Raw genomic sequence first — 18,504 nt, 5'->3', positions numbered from 1 at the left:
CGCACGGCAAAACGCGAATTTGGCGCAGGTGCTGCTTACCCCTTACTGCGCCTGCGGCACATGCCAGCCACCGCCCAGCGACTGGATCAGGGCCACGGCCGTCGTCTGGCGGTCCGCCTGCGCCTGCACCAGCGAACGGCGCGCCGACAACGCCGTCACTTGCGCCGTCACCACGTCCGTATAGCCGACCTGGCCCGCGTTGTAGCGGTTCAGCATCTGCTGCTCCACCTGGTCGGCGGCGGACGACGCCTGCTGGCGCAAGGCCAGCTGCTCGGCCAGCGCGCGCGTGGCCGACAACTGGTCTTCCACGGCGCCAAAGGCACTCAATACCGTCTGGCGGTAGCGCGCCACTGCCGCCTCATGCCCCGCCCTGGCCGCGTCCACGCTGGCCTTGGTGGCGTCCGCGTTGAACAGGGTTTGCGCGGCCGACACGCCCAGCGACCACAGGCTCGACGATGCATTGAACAGGTCGCCCACACGGCTGGCGCCGGAACCGTACGATCCCGTCAGGTTCAGGCTGGGATAGTAGGCCGAGCGGGCGATGCCGATCTGCTCGTTGGCCACGGCCACCCTGCGCTCGGCGGCCGCGATGTCGGGACGGCGCTGCAGCAAGGTCGACGGCACGCCCAGCGGCACCTCGGGCACGGTCAGTGTCCACGGCGCCACGGCCAGGCTGAAGTCGGACGGCGCCTTCCCCAACAGGATGGCGATCGCATGTTCCAGCTGCGCGCGGGCACGCGTCTGGCTGGACAGGTCGATCTGCGCATTGGCCAGCTGCGTCTGCGCCTGCAGCAGGTCGGACTTGGCGGCGATGCCCGAGTTAAAACGGTTGCTGGTGATGTCGAGCACGCGCTTGTAGCCGTCGATCGTTGAATTGAGCAGCGCGATCTGCGCATCGCTCTGGCGCAGCGAAAAATAATTGATGGCCAGCTCGCCCTGCGCCGACAGGCGCGCCGCAGCCAGGTCGGCCGCGCTGGCGGCGGCGCTGGCATCTGCCCCCGTCACGCCGGCGCGCAGGCGGCCCCAGATGTCCGGTTCCCACGAGGCGCCGATGGCGGCCTTGAAGTTGTTGTTCGTCTGCTGCTCGCCCCCGCCACCGGAACGGGCACCGCTGCCCGTCAGGTTCACGGTCGGGAACAGCGAGGCACGCTGTTCGCGCACCAGCGCGCGCGCCTGCTCGTACGAGGCGATGGCAGCGGCCACATTCTGGTTCGATATCTCGATGCTGTCGGCCAGCTGATTCAGCTGCGCGTCGCCGAACAGGGTCCACCAGGGACCGCGCTCGAGGGTGTCGGCCGGCGCGGCAGGCTGCCAGCCGGCCGCCTCCTTGAACGTTTGCGGCGCGACGGCCGTCGGCGTTTCATACGCGGGGCTGACGGCGCAGCCGGCCAGGAGAACTGCGGCCGCCGCCAATGCCAGCAGGTGGCGTGCGGGGACGGTCGATACGATAGGTTTTACTTGCTTCATGATTGTGTGCTCGGGTTATCTGGCCCAGGAATGCGGCTCAATTGCTGCTCGTCGGCGCTGCGCGTGCGCAGCTTGTCGAGCAGGATGTAGACCACCGGGGTGGTCAGCAATGTGAGTAACTGGCTGGCAATCAGGCCGCCGATGATGGCGACCCCCAAGGGCTGGCGTAGCTCTGACCCCTCGCCGAAACCGATCGCCAGCGGCAAGGCGCCAAGCGCCGCCGCCAGGGTGGTCATCAGAATGGGGCGGAAACGCAGCAAACATGCCTCGCGCACCGCTTCCACCGCTGTCAAGCCGCGCGAACGCTCGGCCTCCAGCGCGAAGTCGATGATCAATATAGCATTTTTCTTGACGATACCGATCAACAGGAACACGCCGATCAGGGCGATGATGGAAAACTCCATGCGGAACAGCAGCAAGGCCAGCACGGCGCCCACGCCCGCCGACGGCAAAGTCGACAGCACGGTGATCGGGTGGATCAGGCTTTCGTACAGGATGCCCAGCACGATGTAGATCACCACGATGGCCGCCAGGATCAACAGCGGCTGCTCCTTGTTGCTGTCCTGCGCGCTCTTGGCCGAGCCCTGGAAGCTGCCGCGCACGTTGACCGGCATGCCGATTTCCGACTCCGCCTGGGCCACGGCCGCCTGCCCGTCGCTGAGCGGATAGCCGTCAGCCAGGTTGAACGACACGGTGGTCGCCAGCTCGCCGCCCTGGTGGTTGATCGACGTGGCCGTGGAGCTTTCCGCAAAGCTGCTGAACGAGGACAGCGGCACCATGTGCGCCAGGGTCGTGGACAGGGCCGAGCCGCTGGACGGATCGCGCGCCGCCGTCGTGTTGGACGTCGTCGCGGTGACGGCTGATGTGACTACACTGGTGGTCGTGCTGACACCGGCCGCGTTGGAGGCCGGCACATACACTGAGCGCAGTGCTTCCGGGCTTTGCGCATAGCGCGGCGCCACTTCCATGATCACGTGGTACTGGTTCAGCTCATCGTAGATGGTCGCCACCTGGCGCTGGCCGAAGCTGTTGTACAGCGCATTGTCGATGTCGCGCACCTGCACGCCCAGCTGCGTGGCGCGGTCCTTGTCGATGGAGACAAAGGTTTCCACGCCGTTTTCCGCCTGGTCCGTGTCGACGTCGATCAGGGCCGGCTGCATCTTCATCTGGTCGGCCAGTTTCGCCGCCCATTTTTTCAGGTCCGCCTGGTTGTCGCTGATCAGGGTGTACTGGTAGGTGGAGTTGCTGGAACGTCCGCCCATGCGCAAGTCCTGCACGGGGTTGAGGAACAGCGAAATGCCCGTCACCTTGGCCAGTTGCGGGCGCAGGCGCGCGATCACGGCCTGGCCCTTGTCGGTGCGCTGCGAGGCCGGTTTCAGGTCGATGAACATGAAGCCGCCCCCTGCCCGTCCGCCGCCGGTGAACCCCACGACGGTGGCGACGGCCGGATCGTCCTTGATGATGTCGACCAGCTGGCGCAATTTACTCTGCATGGCCTGGAACGAGATGCTCTGGTCGGCACGCATGCCGCCATTGATCTGGCCCGTATCCTGCTGCGGGAAGAAGCCTTTCGGCGCGGCGGCAAACAGATACACGTTCAGGCCGACGACGAACACCAGGATGGTCATCACCAGTGCGGCGCTGGACAGGGCCCAGTCCAGGCAATGTTCATACACTTTCAGCATGCGCTCGAAGCCGCGTTCGAACCAGCGCGCGACCAGGCCGGGTGGCTTGTGCTGCTGGCCGCTTTTCAGCAGCCAGGCGCACATCATCGGCGTGGTAGTCAATGAAATGACCAGCGAAATCATCACGGCGGCCGACAGGGTGACGGCAAATTCGCGGAACAGCCGGCCCACCTGCCCGCCCATGAACAGCAGCGGGATGAAAACGGCCACCAGCGACAGGCTGATCGACAGCACGGTAAAACCCACTTCGCGCGCGCCCAGCAGGGCCGCCTTGAAGCGGTCCATGCCCGCCTCGATGTGGCGCTGCGTGTTTTCCAGCACCACGATGGCGTCGTCGACGACAAAGCCCGTGGCCACCGTCAGCGCCATCAGCGACAGGTTATTCAAGCTGAAACCCAGCATGTACATCACGCCGAAGGTACCCAGCAAGGAAACGATGGTGGCGACAGCCGGGATGATGGTGGCACGCACGCTGCGCAGGAAAGCGCTGACCACCAGCACGACGAGCACGATGGACAGGATCAAGGTGAATTCGATCTCGTGCAGGGACGAGCGGATGGAGTTGGTGCTGTCGGACGCCACCTGCAGCTTGATGTCGCCGGGCAGCTGCGCCTGCAATTGCGGCAGCAGCGCGCGCACGCCGTCCACCGTGGCGATGACGTTGGCGCCCGGCTGGCGCGTGATCAGCACGATGACGGCCGGGTCGCCATTGAACAGGCCCAGGGTATTGTTGTTCTCCACGCCGTCGACCACTTCGGCCACGTCGTCGAGGCGGATGGCGGCGCCGTCGCGCCAGGCCACCACCAGGCTGCGGTAGTCGGCTGCGCTGCGCCCGCCCGAGGCCGTGCTGGCACCCGAATAGATCTGCAGGCTGCGCGCGTCGCCGGAAATCGCCCCCTTGGGACGGTTGGCGTTGCTGGCCTGGATGGCGGCGCGCACGTCTTCCATCGACACGGCATAGTGATTGAGCTGATACGGCAGCAATTCCACGCGCACGGCCGGCAGCGAACCGCCGCCCAGTTCCACGTCGCCCACACCCTTCACTTGCGCCACCTTCTGCTGCACCAGGTTCGACACGGCGTCGTAGATCTGGCCCGGCGTGCGCGTTTTCGACGTCAGCGCCAGGATGATCACGGGCGCGTCGGATGGATTGGCCTTGCGGTAGGTGGGGTTGCTGCGCAAGGTGGCCGGCAAATCCACGCGCGCGGCGGCAATGGCCGCCTGCACTTCGCGCGCGGCCGAATCGATCTTGCGGTTCAGGTCGAACTGCAGGTTGATGCGCGCCGAACCCGTGCCCGACGACGACGTCATCTCGTTCACGCCCGAGATCACGCCCAGGCGCCGCTCCAGCGGCGTGGCTACCGAGGTGGCCATGGTCGCGGGGCTGGCGCCGGGCAGGCTGGCGCTGACGGAAATGGTCGGATAGTCGACCTGCGGCAGCGGCGAGACGGGCAGCACGAAGAAGGCGCCGATGCCCGCCAGCGCGATGCCGATGGTCAGCAGCACGGTGGCGATGGGACGCTTGACGAACGGTTCGGACAGGTTCACGCGGCGCCCCCCGCATTATCAGCCGGCTTGTCCACGCTCACGCCCCGCGTCTTCGACGCGAAACGCTGGCCCAGGCGGTCAAAGCCCAGGTAGATGACGGGCGTGGTAAACAGGGTCAGCACCTGGCTGACGATCAGGCCGCCGAAGATGGCCAGGCCCAGCGGACGGCGCAACTCGGCGCCCTCGCCCCAGCCCAGCATCAGCGGCACGGCCGCGAACAGGGCCGCCAGGGTCGTCATCAAAATAGGACGGAAACGCAGCAGCGCCGCCTGGTGGATGGCTTCCTGCGGGCTTTTGCCTTCGTCGCGTTCGGCCTCGATGGCGAAGTCGATCATCATGATGGCGTTCTTCTTGACGATGCCGATCAAGAGGATGATGCCGATGATGCCGATCACGCCCAGGTCCTGCCCGGAAATCATCAGCGCCAGCAAGGCGCCCACGCCGGCCGACGGCAGCGTCGACAAAATCGTCAGCGGGTGGATGTAGCTTTCGTACAGCACGCCCAGCACGATGTACACGCAGACGACGGCGGCGAGAATCAGCCACAGCTGGTTCGACAGCGAATTTTCATACGCGCCGGCCGCACCGAGGAACGTCAAAGTCACCGATGGCGGCAAGGCGATGTCTTGCGCCGCCTGGCGGATGGCGTCGACGGCGCTGCCCAGGGCCACGCCTTGCACCGTATCGAAGCCGAGGGTCGTGGCGGGATATTGCGCCACGTGCGTGATTTGCAGCGGCGCCTGTTTTTCACTGACGCTGGCAAACGCGGACAGCGGCGTCGACTTGCCGGACCCCGTGCGCACCTGCAGTTCCGACAGGTCGGCCGGCGTGGTGACGATGCCGGGCTGCGCTTCGAGAATCACACGGTACTGGTTGGTTTCCGTGAAAATGGTCGAGATGATGCGCTGGCCGAAGGCGTTATACAAGGCGTCGTCGACGGTCGCCGTGGTCACCGACATGCGCGCGGCGCTGTCGCGGTCGATGGACACGCTGACGGCGGCGCCCGTGGCGCCCGCATCCGTGACGACGTTGCGCAGCTGCGATTTTTCGCGCATGCGCGCCGCCAGCTTGCCGGCCCACTCGGTGACGGTGGCCGTGTCGGCCCCTTCCAGCGAGACGCGGTACTGCGTGGGACCCGATTCCGCATCGATGGTCAGATCCTGCGTCGGCTGCAGATACAGCGTCACGCCGGCCACCTTGGCCACGCGGTTGCGCAGGCGCTCCATGATCTCGTCCTGATTGCCGCTGCGCGGACGCTTCAGGTTGATCAGCATGCTACCCGTGTGCAGCATGGTGTTGTTGGCCGCATCCACGCCGACCAGGGAACTCAAGGTATCGACAGCGGGGTCTTCCAGCAACGCGCTGGCGGCGGCCTGCTGCAAGGTGGCCATGCGCTCGTACGAGACGGCTTGCGACGCTTCGATGCGCGCCTTCAGCTGCCCCGTGTCCTGCGTGGGGAACAGGCCTTTCGGGATGGTGATGTACAGGATGACGGTCAGCAGCAAGGTGGCCAGGGCCACCAGCAGGGTCAGTCCCTGGCGTTTCAGCACCCACACCAGCGCATGGTCATACTGCACGATCACGCGGTCGAGGAAAGCCTGGATGCGCTGGCCCGTGGCGCTGACCTTTTCATCGGCACGGCTTTTCAGCCAGCGCGCCGACATCATCGGCACCAGGGTCAGCGAGACCACGGCGGAAATCAGAATCGTGATGGCCAGGGTCATGGCAAATTCGCGGAACAAGCGGCCCACCACGTCGCCCATGAACAGCAGGGGAATCAGCACGGCGATCAGCGAGACCGTCAGCGAGATGATGGTAAAGCCGATCTGCGACGCGCCCTTCAGGGCGGCGGCCATCGGCGTCTCGCCCTCTTCGATGTAGCGGGCGATGTTTTCGATCATGACGATGGCATCGTCGACGACAAAACCGGTGGCAATCGTCAGCGCCATCAGGGACAGGTTGTTCAGGCTGTAGCCGAGCAGATACATGACGCCGCAGGCGCCGATCAGCGAGATCGGCACGGACAGGCTGGCGATCACGGTGGCGCGCATGCTGTGCAGGAAGGCGAAGATCACCAGCACCACCAGCAGCACGGACAACAGCAGTTCCATTTCCACGTGTTCGACGGAAGCGCGGATGCCCGTGGTGCGGTCGCTCAGCACGTCGAGCTTCATGGCCGCCGGCAGGCTGGCCTGCAAGTCCGGCAGCAGGGCCTTGATGGCGTCGACCGTCTTGATGACGTTGGCGCCGGGCTGGCGCTGCACGTTCAGGATGATGGCCGGCCGCTTGCCCGACCAGGCGCCCAGGCGCGTGTTTTCCGCGCTGTCGACGACATTCGCCACATCAAGCAGGCGCACGGGCGCGCCGTTTTTATAGGTGATGATCAGGCGCTTGTAGTCTTCCGCCGTCACCAGCTGGTCGTTGGCATTGATGGTAAACGAGCGCGTGGGGCCGTCGAAACTGCCCTTGGCGCTGTTGACGTTGGCCGCCGCGATGGCCGTGCGCAGGCTGTCGAGGCCCAGGCCGTACGAGGCCAGCAATTTGGTATCGCCCTGGATGCGCACGGAGGGACGCTGGCCGCCCGACAGCGAGACCAGGCCCACGCCATTGACCTGGCTGATCTTCAGCGCCAGACGCGTGTTGACGATGTTTTGCACCTGCGTCAGCGGCATCGTGTCCGAGGTAATCGCCAAGGTCAGCACGGGCGCGTCGGCCGGGTTGATCTTCGCGTACACGGGCGGCGCCGGCAAGTCGGTCGGCAGCAGCGAACCGCCCGCGTTGATGGCGGCCTGCACTTCCTGCTCGGCCACGTCCAGCGTCTGCCCCAGCGTGAATTGCAGGGTGATGAGGGAAACGCCGGCCGCGCTGGTGGAACTCATGCGCTGCAGGCCCGACATTTGCCCGAACTGGCGCTCCAGCGGCGCCGTGACCGTCTGCCCCATGACTTCGGGACTGGCGCCCGGGTACAGGGTCTGCACCTGGATGGTGGGGAAGTCCACCTGCGGCAAGGCGGCCAGCGGCAGGAACTTGAAGCCGACCAGCCCCGCCAGCACGATGGCCAGCATCAGCAGCGCCGTGGCGACGGGGCGCTTGATGAAGGGAGTCGATGGACTCATTGCGCTGCGCCCTTCGCTGGCGCGCTAGCTGGCACTGCGGCTGGCGCGGATGCGGATGCCGATGCGCTGGCCGCGCCGTCAGCCTGCTGGCGGCGGTGGCGGCGTTCGCCGTTCGCGCCCGTTGCACCGCCCGCGCCTGCACCGCGCGCGCCGGCAGGCTTGTCGCCCGCCAGGGTGACTTTCGCGCCTTCCTTCAGGCGGTCGGCGCCTTCCGTGATGACTTGTTCGCCCGCTTCCAGTCCGGCGCGGATTTCCACCATGTCGGTGGTGGCCTGGCCGCGCGTGACCATGCGCACGGTGACGGTTTTATCCGCTTTCAGCACATACACGAAGTCGCCGTTGTTACTGTGGCGCAGGGCCGTGACGGGCACCAGCACGGCGCCCGTGATATTGCCCAGCTCCAGGCGCACGTTAACGAACTGGCTGGGGAACAGCGCCATCTTGTCGTTCGCGTAGCGGGCCTTGGCGCGCACGGTACCCGTCTGCACGTCGACCTGGTTATCGAGCGCGCTCAAGCTGCCCTTGTCCAGCGTGTGCGTGCGCGTGCGATCCAGCGCCAGCGCCGGCAGGGCCGAGCCGGCATTCAGGCGCTCCTGGATGGTCTGCACTTTATCCTGAGGCACGGAAAACTGCACGTCGATGGGCGACAGCTGCGTCACCACCACCACGCCACCCGCGTCGCTGGTGCTCACCAGATTGCCGATATCGACCACCTTCAGCCCTGCGCGGCCGCTGATCGGCGACACCACTTTTGTATAACCCAGGTTCAGTCTGGCCGTGCCTTCCGCGGCGCGGTCCGTCATGACGGTGCCTTCCAGCTGTTTCACCAACGCGGCCTGCGTATCGACATCCTGGCGCGCGATGGAATCCTGACCCAGCAGCGTTTGATAGCGCTTCAGGGTCAGGCGCGCGTTTTCCAGCTGCGCTTCATCGCGCTGGCGCTGACCCGTGGCCTGCATCAGCGCCATCTCGAACTGCGCCGGGTCGATCTGCGCCACCACCTGGCCCGCCTTGACCATGCCGCCTTCCTTGAATTTCAGCTCCTTCAAAATACCCGACACCTGTGGGCGCACCGTCACCGTGGACGCGGCCGTCACCGTGCCCAGCGCATCGAGCACCACGGGCAGGTCGGACTTCACGGCCGTGGCCACGCCCACGGTGGTCGATGGGCCGCCACGGCGACCGCCCGGGCCACCGGGCCCGCCAGGGCCGCCCATGCCGGGGCCGCCCTGGACGCTGGTGCCCGAGTGGGTCAGGTACCAGGCACCGCCCCCCAGCGCAGCCATGACGGCCAGCGCGATGAGCGTGCCGACGATTTTCGAACGGCGGCTGCGCCGCGGGGTGTTGGGTGTTGTCTGCGAATCCATCGCTTATCCTTGTATACGCCGCTGGCACGGCGAGTCTGTGGCGCCGGCCGAGGTGGAGCACACTCAGGCCGGACGACCGTTTTTCGGGGTTGTTTCGGTACACAGCCGGGGGAGTCAAGAGCTGAAAGTCAGCTGAAAAAACATCGCTCCCTAGCGTGAAACGACTCTAACATAGTCATGTTTCTGTTTCATTTCTACTTGAAACAATTACACATAGCCAGGCTGGTATGGGAGGATCAGGAGGGCTGGCTGGCGTGCCGCCACTGTGGGGGAACAGTGGAAAAATCAGGCTTGCGGGGCGTCGAGCCCCGGCGCCAGCGGTGCGCGGGCGACTCGCAAGCAGATACAAACTCGCTACAAATCTCCCGCCATCGGCCTTGACCTGGCGCCACGCGGCTGCTCAGGCGGCGCAAACTCTTTACCTGGATTTACAAGCTCATGCCGAGAATGACATCCTGGTAGTCGGTGTGGCCCACGCGGAAGGTGCGCCGGCCCACCTGCGCAAAGCCGCAGCGCGCATAAAACGCCAGCGCGTCGTGGTTTTCCGCGTACACGCCCAGCAGCACCCTTCCCGCCCCGCTGACGCGCGCCTGACTCAGCGCCGCCTGCATCAGGCGCTGCCCCACGCGCTGGCCCTGGAAACGGTGCAGCAGGTAGATACGCTTGATTTCCAGGTCTTGCGGATGCGGGTCCGCCACCGGCAGGCTGGCGGGACTGAGCACCAGGTAGCCGACGGGCGCGCCGCCGGGCGTGGCCTCGGCCAGCCACAGCCGCATGCCCGGCAGCGCCAGCCAGTCGCGGTACAGCTGCACGTCGTGCTGGCGCTGGCAATGGGCGATGATGTCGGCGCCATCGAGGATGCCGGCGAACGCTTCAAGAAAAGTCGACTGCCCCACCAGCGCCAGCGCCTGTTCATCGCCCTCGGCGCAGGGGCGGATGGTAATCGCCGTGTCAGTGTGTGTATGCATGTCGCTTGCCATAGTCTGCTCTGCATAGAAAACAAGCCGGGCGAAGCCGGCTTGGGTGGGTTGTTGATGTGGGGGTTACTTGCCGCCGAGTGGTACCTCGCACAGGCAGTGCGTAAGGGCCATGAACGGTTTGTGTTCGCGCGTGATGCCCGACAGCCAGGAGAGGTCCTGCGCCATGCCCAGCGCCGCGTCGGCCGGCAAGCCCGTCGTGGCCAGGCCCAGCTTCACGTGCTCGCCCAGGCCCAGCGAGGCCATGGCTTTGGAGCCGAACATACCGATCAGGCGGTCCACGTTCGACGTTTCCTGCTCCAGGTAGGTCACGCGGTAGTCGCTGCCCAGCTTGGCGCGCTTGGCGGCCGAGGCCAGCGCATCGCCATAGCTGCCGATGCGGTCGACCAGGTTGCGCTCTTTCGCCTGCAAGCCCGTCCAGACGCGGCCCTGCGCCACTTCATTGATCTTTTCCGGCGTCGTCTTGCGCGCCTTGGCTGCCAGGTTCAGGAAGTCGCCATACACGTGGTTGATCGAACCCTGGATCACTTGCGCGAAGCGGGGGTCGAGCGGACGCAATGGGTTGCCCGCGTCGGCCAGCCAGGTGGTGGGCGAACCGGCCGTGTGGATGCCCAGCTTTTCCACTACCTTGTCGGCCGTCGGCAGAATCGCGAACACGCCGATGGAACCGGTGATGGTGGCCGCGTCGGCGATCACTTCATCGGACGAGGTGCTGATCCAGTAACCGCCCGAAGCGGCCACGTTGCCCATCGAGACGACCACCGGTTTGCCGGCGGCGCGCGTCAGTTCCAGTTCGCGGCGGATCAATTCCGAGCCGAAGGCGCTGCCGCCCGGCGAATCGACGCGCAGCACGATGGCCTTGATCGATTTGTCTTCGCGTGCCTGGCGGATCAGACGCGAGGTGGACAGGCCGCCAATGGCGCCCGGTGGCGCAATGCCGTCGCCGATTTCACCGGAGGCGATGACCACGCCGACGGCGTCGCCGATGTGCACGGGGCGCAGGCGCGCCAGGTAGTCCGTGTAATTGATCTGGCGGAAGTTCGTGCCTTCCGTATTTTTGGCGCCGCGCGCCATCATGAACTGGCGCAGTTCATCGCGCGTTTTCAGACCGTCGACCAGCTTGCCATTGAGCGACAGCTTGCCCAGGTCGCCGCCAGCGGCCGTCATCATGGCGGGCAGGTTGTCGATCGTTTGCATGATGGCGCCGGCCGGCAGCTTGCGCGCCTTTTCCACGTCCGTCGTGTAGGTGGTCCACAGACCGTTGTTCAGGTAGCGGTCCGCTTCGGCTGCCGCTTCGGATGGGCCGTTGGCGATGAAAGGCTCGGCCGCGCTCTTGTACGTGCCGACTTTCAGCAGGTTCACCGTCACGCCCACTTTATCGAGCGCGTCGCGGTAGTAATTGCGGTAGCGGCCAAAGCCTTCCAGCATGACGCCGCCCATCGGGTGCAGGAATACCTCGTCGGCCTTGGCCGCCACCAGGTACTGGCGCTGGTTGTAGCTGGAACCCCAGGCCGTGACTTTCTTGCCCGTGGCGCGGAAACGCTCCACGCCGGCCGCCACTTCGCGCAGCGAAGCGAGGCCGCCGCCCTGCAACTCGTCGAGCAGGATCACCATGGAGCCGATATTCTTGTCCTTGGCCGCCGTGTCGAGCACCGCCAGCACGTCGCGCAGCTGCACGCTTTTCTTGACTTCGCCGCTGACATTGGCCAGCACCGCCTCGCGCACGCCGCCTGGCGTTTCCTCGACCAGCGGGCCTTGCAAGTCCAGCACCAGAGTGGTCTTTTCCGCCAGGGGCTTGGCGCCGCCGCCAAAGATGGCGATCAGGATGGCGATGACGATCAGCAGGAAAATCAGATTGATGACCGCGCGGCGGGTGGCGTCCAGCGCGCGCCAGAATGCGCCAAAGCCGCGGCGCAGCGGCGGGAAGGGGTTGAGTGACATTGATGCTCCGTGGGGTTGTGTACCGAAAGGAAACCAATATAACTGAAAACGGGCTGAATCGTCTTATTTTGACAAGTGTGCCGCGCCTTTGATGGCCTGCCCTGCCGGCGTGGAAATGAGGAACAGGCCGCCCAGCACCAGGGCGCCATTCAGGATCAGTAGTTCCAGGCCGATGCGGTAATGTTCGAACAGCCGCGCCTGTTCCCCTTCGATCAGCGCGCACAGCAAGGGCCCGGCCACGGCCACCAGCGGCACCCAGCGGTCGCGCACGCCGCGCTTGCAAAGCAGGCCGAAGGCGAACAGACCCAGCAGCGGACCATAGGTATAGCTGGCCAACTTCAGGATCACGACGATCATGCTGGGATCGTCCAGCCACTTGAAGACCATGATCAGGATCAAAAACAGTGCGGCAAAGCCCAGATGCACACGGCGGCGCCAGCGCATCTGCGCCACCGGGGTCAAATCCGTCCTGCGCTGCAGACCCAAAATATCGATGCAGAAAGTGGACGTCAGGGCAGTGAGCGCCCCATCCACGCTGGGAAACAGGGCGGAAATGAGGGCGATGAAGAAAATCAGCTGCACCACGGCGGGGAAATGCCCGAGCACGACGGCGGGGAACAGTTTATCTCCCGTGGCCGTCACGCCAGCCAGCGGCGCATACAGGTGCAGCAAGCCACCGAGGAAGAGGAACAGCAGCAGCACGCCAGTCAGCACCACGGTGAGGCTGAGCATATTCTTTTGCGAATCGCGCAAAGTGCGCACGGAAATGTTCTTTTGCATCATTTCCTGGTCCATGCCCGTCATGGCGATGGTGATGAACATGCCGGCGAGAATGTGCTTCCACACATACGCGGGGCTGTCCGGGTCGACGGTGAAGATGCGCGTGAGGCCCTGCGCGCGCATGCGTTCGAGGCTGTCGATGAGGGACAGGTCCATTGCCCGCAGCAAAAACACGCTGCAAATCACCAGTCCGGCCAGCATGCAGGCCGTCTGCAGGGTATCGGTCCAGACGATGGTTTTCACGCCGCCCTCGTACGTGTAGAGCAGGATCAGCAGCAGCACGACGCACGACGTCAGCCAGAACGGCACGCCCAGGCTATCGAGAATGGTGGCTTGCAGGATATTGACCACCAGATACAGCCGCGCCGTCGCGCCCAGCAGGCGCGAAAGAATAAAGAATGCCGCCCCGCTCTGGTAGGCACGCCGTCCCAGACGCCATTCCAGGTAGCGGTAAATCGATGTGAGCTGCAGCCGGTAGTACAGCGGCAGCAAGATGAACGTGATGGCCAGGTAGCCGAGGACGTAGCCGAGCATCAGCTGGATGTAACCGAAACCGTTGCTGCCCACGGCGCCGGGCACGCTGATGAAGGTCACGCCCGTGAGCGTCGTACCCACCATGCCGAAGGCCACCAGCATCCAGTTGCTGTCCTTGTTGCCGATGAAAAAACTGTCGTTGGTGGCGTGACGCGAGGTGCGCCATGCCACGGCCAGCAGGATCAGGAAATACGCGAGGACGACGGCAAACAGGATGAGGGGCGACATGGACGTTGCACGGCGGCAAAGAGGAACAGGGGCAGAAATATACAGCAAAGCCCCTGTTGACGCCGGTGTCAGCAGCCGGACGGTTTCACGCGCTCCACTTCCAGGCCAAACCACGGACGCAGGCGCGTGCCAACGACGTTGCCGACGAAGGCGCACACCAGCCACAGCCAGCCGTGCAGGCTGCCCGAGACGATGCCGCTGAAATACGCGCCGATATTGCAGCCATACGCCAGACGCGCGCCGTAGCCCAGCAGCAAGCCGCCCACCACGGCGGCGATGATCGAGCGCCGCGGGATGCGCCACACGGGCGCATAGCGGCCGGCCAGGGCCGCCGCCAGCATGGCGCCCAGCACGATGCCGATATCCATCACGGAAGTCTTGTCTTGCATCAAAGGCGCGGCCAGGGCGGCGGCATTCGCCTTGGTCGACCAGTAAGCCCAGCTGGCCGTGTCGATGCCGATCACGGACGCCGCTTTCGCGCCCCACAGGGCAAACGCGGACGTCACGCCCCATGGCTTGCCCGACAGCGCCAGGGTGGCAAAGTTCAGCACGACGAGGGCGACGGCGCCCGCCACCAGCGGCCACGGGCCGTGCAGCCAGGGCGACGCTTGCGCCGGGCGCAGCGGCGTGGCGACGAGCTTGCCATGGCGGCGCTTTTCAACGAAGACCGTGATGCCGGCGATCAGCGCGAAGACGATCCAGTTCAGCACCAGCGCGGGTACCAGGCCCAGGCTTGTGACGAGGGAAATGGGTTTCAATTGCGGCAGCGCCGTCCAGAACGGCATGTGCGCCGTGCCGATCACGGAGCCGACGATGAAGGCGGCCAGCGTGATGAGCATGCGCGTGCTGCCGCCACCGACCGTATATAAGGTGCCGGAGGCGCAACCGCCGCCCAGCTGCATGCCGATGCCGAAGATGAAGGCGCCGAAGATGACGGAGGTGCCGGCGGGAGAAACCAGGCCCGCGACGGGCGTGCCGAACAGGGTGCCGGCCGACAGCGCGGGGAAGAACAGCGCCACGCCCACGGCCAGCATCAGCATTTGCGCGCGCAAGCCGTCGCCGCGGCCATCGGCGATGAAGACGCGCCAGGCGGACGTGAAACCGAAGGCCGCGTGATACAGGGTGATGCCGAGCAAGGCGCCCACCACGTACAGCGCGGACTGGGTGGGGCCGACGGTCAACGCCAGATACCACGCACCCAGTACGATGAGCAACAGGGCAACGCCCAGCGGTTTTGGATTGATAGCGGTGCGCAGGCGTAGCGGTGAAGCTGCAGTATCGGACATGGTAGGGGACGCCAAAGGAAGGGAAACGCCATTTTCCCCCGTTTTGCTGTTTTCTGCCAAAAAGTTACTTGGCCTTCAATCCCAGGCCATGCAGCCAGCAGGGCAAGGAAGGCCTGCGCCTCCCTGCCCTGCATGCTGGCAGCCGGATCAGCTGACGCACATCACTTCGACAGTTTGACCTGCGCCAGTTCCGCCGTCAGATAGCCGACAGCGGCACTGGCCTTGCCGTTGTAGTTGCTGTTGATGAGGATATTGATCTGATCCTTCAGCGCCGATGGCAGGCCGGGGAAGCGGTTCCACTCGTCACCCGGATGCTGGAAGTTGCTCATCACATAGGTCCAGCCATTGATCTCATCGACCGCATGCAGGCCCGTCGATTCCGCGCCCGCCGGGCAGGACAGCAAACGTTCCAGCTTCTTGGTATCGACGTTATACGCCCACAGGAAGTTGTTCAGGTGGTTGCCGCTGTCCTCGCCGATGAACAAGGTACGCAGTTTTTCCGAGAACTTCAGGTTGTCGGGACTGGCGATCTTGGCCGGGTTGGCCGTATTGCCCAGGCCATCGGCCGCGATGTCTTCGCCTGCGATCAGCAGGGTCGATTCGCTCGGCACCCATTCGCTGTCGATGGTCGCGCCAGTGTCATCCTTCTGTCCGCCCGCCAGCTTGTGCGACACAACGCCGCCCGCCACCAGTTTCTTGAATTTCACGTTGTTGCCAGCCACGTAGCCCGCACCGCCTTCGACCATCGAGTCCTGGATGTTGGCATACGCCGAGTAGGCAATCTTGTCCTTGGCGTTGACCGTCGTGCCTTCGTTCTTGGTAAAGGCCATGCTGCCACCCTTGAGGGCGGCGTAACGGTGGGTTTCAAGGAAGGCGGCGGCCTTTTCCTGGCCGGCCTTGACTCTGACCCAGGCGGTTTTCTTGTTCAGGACGATCTTCGTGTAGCTGGCGTCGGACGGATCGGCCAAGGTCGAATCCATGATGTCGGTAGCCTTGATGCCGCCGTCGACCAGCGCCTTGATCTCGGCGTGCGTCGCATGGCCCAGCTTGACCCATTGCAGCTTGCCGGTGGTGGTCTCGGTCAGCTGGGTGGTGTATTTGGCGACGTACAGGGTACCGCCTGCCGCCAGGTCGGCGACCTTGTCGGCCACGAACATGAACAGCCCGCCATTTGTATAGTCGTCGCCGCCCAGGATGGTGCGCTGGTCTGGCATCACCTGCACCAGTTCGCGCGAGTAGCGGCCCAGGCAATAGTGCTTCTTGATGCTGCCCGTGCCGTCCGGGTTCACCGACACTTCCGGCAAGTGGCCGTAGTCATACGCATTGGCGGTAGCCGTATCGCCGAAGACGTTCTTGCTGAATTCCTTGAGCACGGCCAGCGACTGGCCACCCAGGCCCTGGTCGAAGGCATCGGGCTCATATTCTTCGCTCGACAGATGGGTGTTCCACGGCGACAGGCTGGCGCCGCAGGTAATCCACAGGCCCTTGACGGACGAGGTATCGACATTGTGGTATTTCACCAGCGACAACTTGCCGGTGGTCTGGTCCTGGTCCAGGGTCAGCACGGCGATCGGCGACGGCAGCGTGCCGTAGGTGGACGCGCCGGCCTGGTTGAACGAGTTGTATTCAAACTGCACCACGGCAAACACAGGCTTGCCCTTGACGCCGGTCACGCTGGCGTTGGCAACCGTCAGCATCGAACTGCCATCTGGCGAGTCCGAGAAGAACTGGCGTTCCTTGCCCGGCACCGAACTGTCGATGATGGGCTGGTTCTTGATGTCAAAATAAGCGCCCGCAATCACGGTGCCGCCCTTGCCGTCCGGCACCCGGTCGCCGGTCAGGAAGAAAGGCTGGTACGCCAGGTTATAGCTGTTGCTGCTGCCATCGCTGAAATTGACCTTGAGCTTGGAGCCGACGGTGGTCGTGGCCAGCGCGGCAGGCACGCTCGCCAGCGGCGCTGCCATGCCGGTGAATTCTGCCGTGGTAAACGTCGCGGTGGGCGTGACTGGCGCGGTCACCGGCGGCAGGTCGTTATCGGAACTGCCGCCACAACCGGACAGAAAGGCGCTGACACCGGTCAAGCCGGCCAAAGGCAGCATGGGGGCACCGGCAAACAGTTGCAACAGGCGGCGGCGCGAGGACTCAGGGGCGTAATTCGACATTTTTTGTTTCTTCCGTTATAAATAAATATCGTGGGACAGACCAGCTTGATTACGAGGCCGGAGCATAAACGACAAATATTTCAACTTGATTACAGGCAAACTGCACCGTGAAGCAAGGGCAAGCGAGGTGTCAATGGCCCGCCGCATGCATCGATTTCTCGCCAGCAACCCGCACGGGAATCGGGTTCAATCGATCCAGGCGGCCGCTCAGGGCCGTCAAGCCGAATGCACCGAGCACGACCAGGGCGCCGATCCAGCCCGTATGCACCAGGCCCAGGTGTTCGACGATCAGGCCGCCGCCCCAGGCGCCACCGGCGATACCCAGGTTGAAGGCGGCGATATTCAGGCCCGAGGCCACGTCGACGGCGCGGGGCGTGAAGTGTTCCGCCTGCTGCACCACATACACTTGCAGGCCAGCGACATTACCGAAGGCCACGGCGCCCCACAGCAGCACGGTGATGACGACCAGCACGGGATGCGGCGCCGTGAAGGTCAACAGCAGCAAAACAAACGCCAGCAGCAAAAAAATCAGTTTCAGGGCACGCACCGGGCCCTGCTTGTCGGCCAGCTTGCCGCCCCAGATATTGCCGAACGCCACGGAGACGCCATACACGAGCATCACCGCGCCCACGGCGCCGGCGCTGAAACCCGATACTTGCTGCAGGATCGGCGCCAGATAGGTAAAGGCGATGAAGGAGCCGCCATAGCCGACCGCCGTCATGGCGTACACCAGCAACAGGCGCGGCTGGCCCAGCACCTGCACTTGCTGCAGCAGGGACGCCGGTTTGCTGTGGGCGATCGTCGACGGCACGTACAGCAGGCTGCCGATGAACGCCACCAGGCCCAGCGCCGAGACGGCGAGGAAGGTTTCGCGCCAGCCGAAATGCTGGCCGATGAAGGTGCCCAGCGGCACGCCCGTCACCAGGGCCACGGTCAAGCCCGTAAACATGATGGCAATCGCGCTGGCCGCCTTGTCCTTCGGCACCAGCGAGGTGGCGATGGTCGAGCCGATGGAAAAGAACACGCCATGCGCCAGCCCCGTCAGGATGCGGGCGATGACGAGGGTTTCATAGCCGGGCGACTTCCAGGCCAGCAAATTGCCCAGGGTGAACAGGACCATCAGCGACAATAACAAGGTTTTGCGCGGGATCTTGCCCGTCAGGGCAGTCAGCACGGGCGCGCCGACGGCGACGCCCAGCGCATACAGGCTGACCAGCAAGCCGGCCGACGGCAGGTTGACGCCCAGGTCGGCGGCGATGGTGGGCAACAGCCCGACAATGACAAACTCGGTGGTTCCGATGGCAAAAGCGCTGAGGGTCAGCGCGAGCAAGGCAATGGGCATGACAAACTCCGACAAATGATGGTGGCATGCAGTATCGGGGTTTTCTTTGTGGCGAAAAATACCTCATCAGG

General features: G+C 64.7%; 10 protein-coding genes. All 10 read right to left on the bottom strand.

Going from position 1 to position 18,504, the window contains the following annotated elements; translation table 11 throughout:
• Nucleotides 1–42 precede the first annotated feature (42 nt).
• The 10 genes from ACP7EG_RS03190 to ACP7EG_RS03145 all read right to left on the bottom strand — a co-directional run bounded on the left by ACP7EG_RS03190 (nt 43) and on the right by ACP7EG_RS03145 (nt 18,433).
• Nucleotides 43–1,467: an efflux transporter outer membrane subunit gene (locus tag ACP7EG_RS03190; RefSeq protein WP_426086388.1), complete on the bottom strand. Its 1,425-nt coding sequence runs from the start codon at nt 1,465–1,467 to the stop codon at nt 43–45.
• Nucleotides 1,464–4,700, bottom strand: a complete 3,237-nt coding sequence (locus ACP7EG_RS03185; protein WP_426086387.1) for an efflux RND transporter permease subunit — start codon at nt 4,698–4,700, stop codon at nt 1,464–1,466. The genes ACP7EG_RS03190 and ACP7EG_RS03185 overlap by 4 nt, the downstream gene beginning before the upstream one ends.
• Nucleotides 4,697–7,816: an efflux RND transporter permease subunit gene (locus ACP7EG_RS03180; RefSeq protein ID WP_426086386.1), complete on the bottom strand. Its 3,120-nt coding sequence runs from the start codon at nt 7,814–7,816 to the stop codon at nt 4,697–4,699. Before ACP7EG_RS03180 ends, ACP7EG_RS03185 begins: the two co-directional genes overlap by 4 nt.
• A complete protein-coding gene (locus ACP7EG_RS03175) occupies nt 7,813–9,183 on the bottom strand; it encodes an efflux RND transporter periplasmic adaptor subunit (RefSeq protein ID WP_426086385.1) in 1,371 nt (456 codons plus the stop codon). The genes ACP7EG_RS03180 and ACP7EG_RS03175 overlap by 4 nt, the downstream gene beginning before the upstream one ends.
• A 428-nt stretch (nt 9,184–9,611) precedes the next feature.
• Nucleotides 9,612–10,151, bottom strand: a complete 540-nt coding sequence (locus ACP7EG_RS03170; RefSeq protein WP_426086384.1) for a GNAT family N-acetyltransferase — start codon at nt 10,149–10,151, stop codon at nt 9,612–9,614.
• Between the two features lie 75 nt (nt 10,152–10,226).
• Nucleotides 10,227–12,101: a signal peptide peptidase SppA gene (gene sppA / locus ACP7EG_RS03165; RefSeq protein WP_426086383.1), complete on the bottom strand. Its 1,875-nt coding sequence runs from the start codon at nt 12,099–12,101 to the stop codon at nt 10,227–10,229.
• A gap of 63 nt (nt 12,102–12,164) precedes the next feature.
• Entirely contained in the window at nt 12,165–13,643 is a 1,479-nt protein-coding gene (locus ACP7EG_RS03160; RefSeq protein ID WP_426086382.1) for a sodium:solute symporter, read from the bottom strand.
• A 68-nt stretch (nt 13,644–13,711) separates the two neighbouring features.
• Nucleotides 13,712–14,929 carry a YeeE/YedE family protein gene (locus ACP7EG_RS03155; RefSeq protein WP_426086381.1) on the bottom strand — a complete coding sequence of 406 codons (1,218 nt, stop codon included), beginning with the start codon at nt 14,927–14,929 and terminating at the stop codon, nt 13,712–13,714.
• Nucleotides 14,930–15,090: 161 nt separating this feature from the next.
• Nucleotides 15,091–17,091 (bottom strand): PhoX family protein, encoded by a 2,001-nt coding sequence (locus ACP7EG_RS03150; RefSeq protein ID WP_426086380.1) that lies wholly within the window; start codon nt 17,089–17,091, stop codon nt 15,091–15,093.
• 130 nt (nt 17,092–17,221) lie between these two features.
• Complete coding sequence (locus ACP7EG_RS03145) at nt 17,222–18,433, bottom strand: MFS transporter (protein WP_426086379.1); 1,212 nt, start codon at nt 18,431–18,433, stop codon at nt 17,222–17,224.
• Nucleotides 18,434–18,504: the final 71 nt, after the last annotated feature.

The organism is Janthinobacterium sp. PSPC1-1 (assembly GCF_049897625.1).
Classification (GTDB): domain Bacteria; phylum Pseudomonadota; class Gammaproteobacteria; order Burkholderiales; family Burkholderiaceae_D; genus Janthinobacterium; species Janthinobacterium tructae.
Note: the sequence above shows the minus strand (reverse complement) of the source record. Positions and strands in the feature narration are given on the sequence as shown.

Coding starts and splice junctions, on each gene's coding strand:
- ACP7EG_RS03190 (WP_426086388.1), bottom strand. CDS start 1,467: ATGAAGCAAGTAAAACCTATCGTATCGACCGTCCCCGCACGCCACCTG.
- ACP7EG_RS03180 (WP_426086386.1), bottom strand. CDS start 7,816: ATGAGTCCATCGACTCCCTTCATCAAGCGCCCCGTCGCCACGGCGCTG.
- ACP7EG_RS03175 (WP_426086385.1), bottom strand. CDS start 9,183: ATGGATTCGCAGACAACACCCAACACCCCGCGGCGCAGCCGCCGTTCG.
- ACP7EG_RS03170 (WP_426086384.1), bottom strand. CDS start 10,151: ATGCATACACACACTGACACGGCGATTACCATCCGCCCCTGCGCCGAG.
- sppA (WP_426086383.1), bottom strand. CDS start 12,101: ATGTCACTCAACCCCTTCCCGCCGCTGCGCCGCGGCTTTGGCGCATTC.
- ACP7EG_RS03160 (WP_426086382.1), bottom strand. CDS start 13,643: ATGTCGCCCCTCATCCTGTTTGCCGTCGTCCTCGCGTATTTCCTGATC.
- ACP7EG_RS03155 (WP_426086381.1), bottom strand. CDS start 14,929: ATGTCCGATACTGCAGCTTCACCGCTACGCCTGCGCACCGCTATCAAT.
- ACP7EG_RS03150 (WP_426086380.1), bottom strand. CDS start 17,091: ATGTCGAATTACGCCCCTGAGTCCTCGCGCCGCCGCCTGTTGCAACTG.
- ACP7EG_RS03145 (WP_426086379.1), bottom strand. CDS start 18,433: ATGCCCATTGCCTTGCTCGCGCTGACCCTCAGCGCTTTTGCCATCGGA.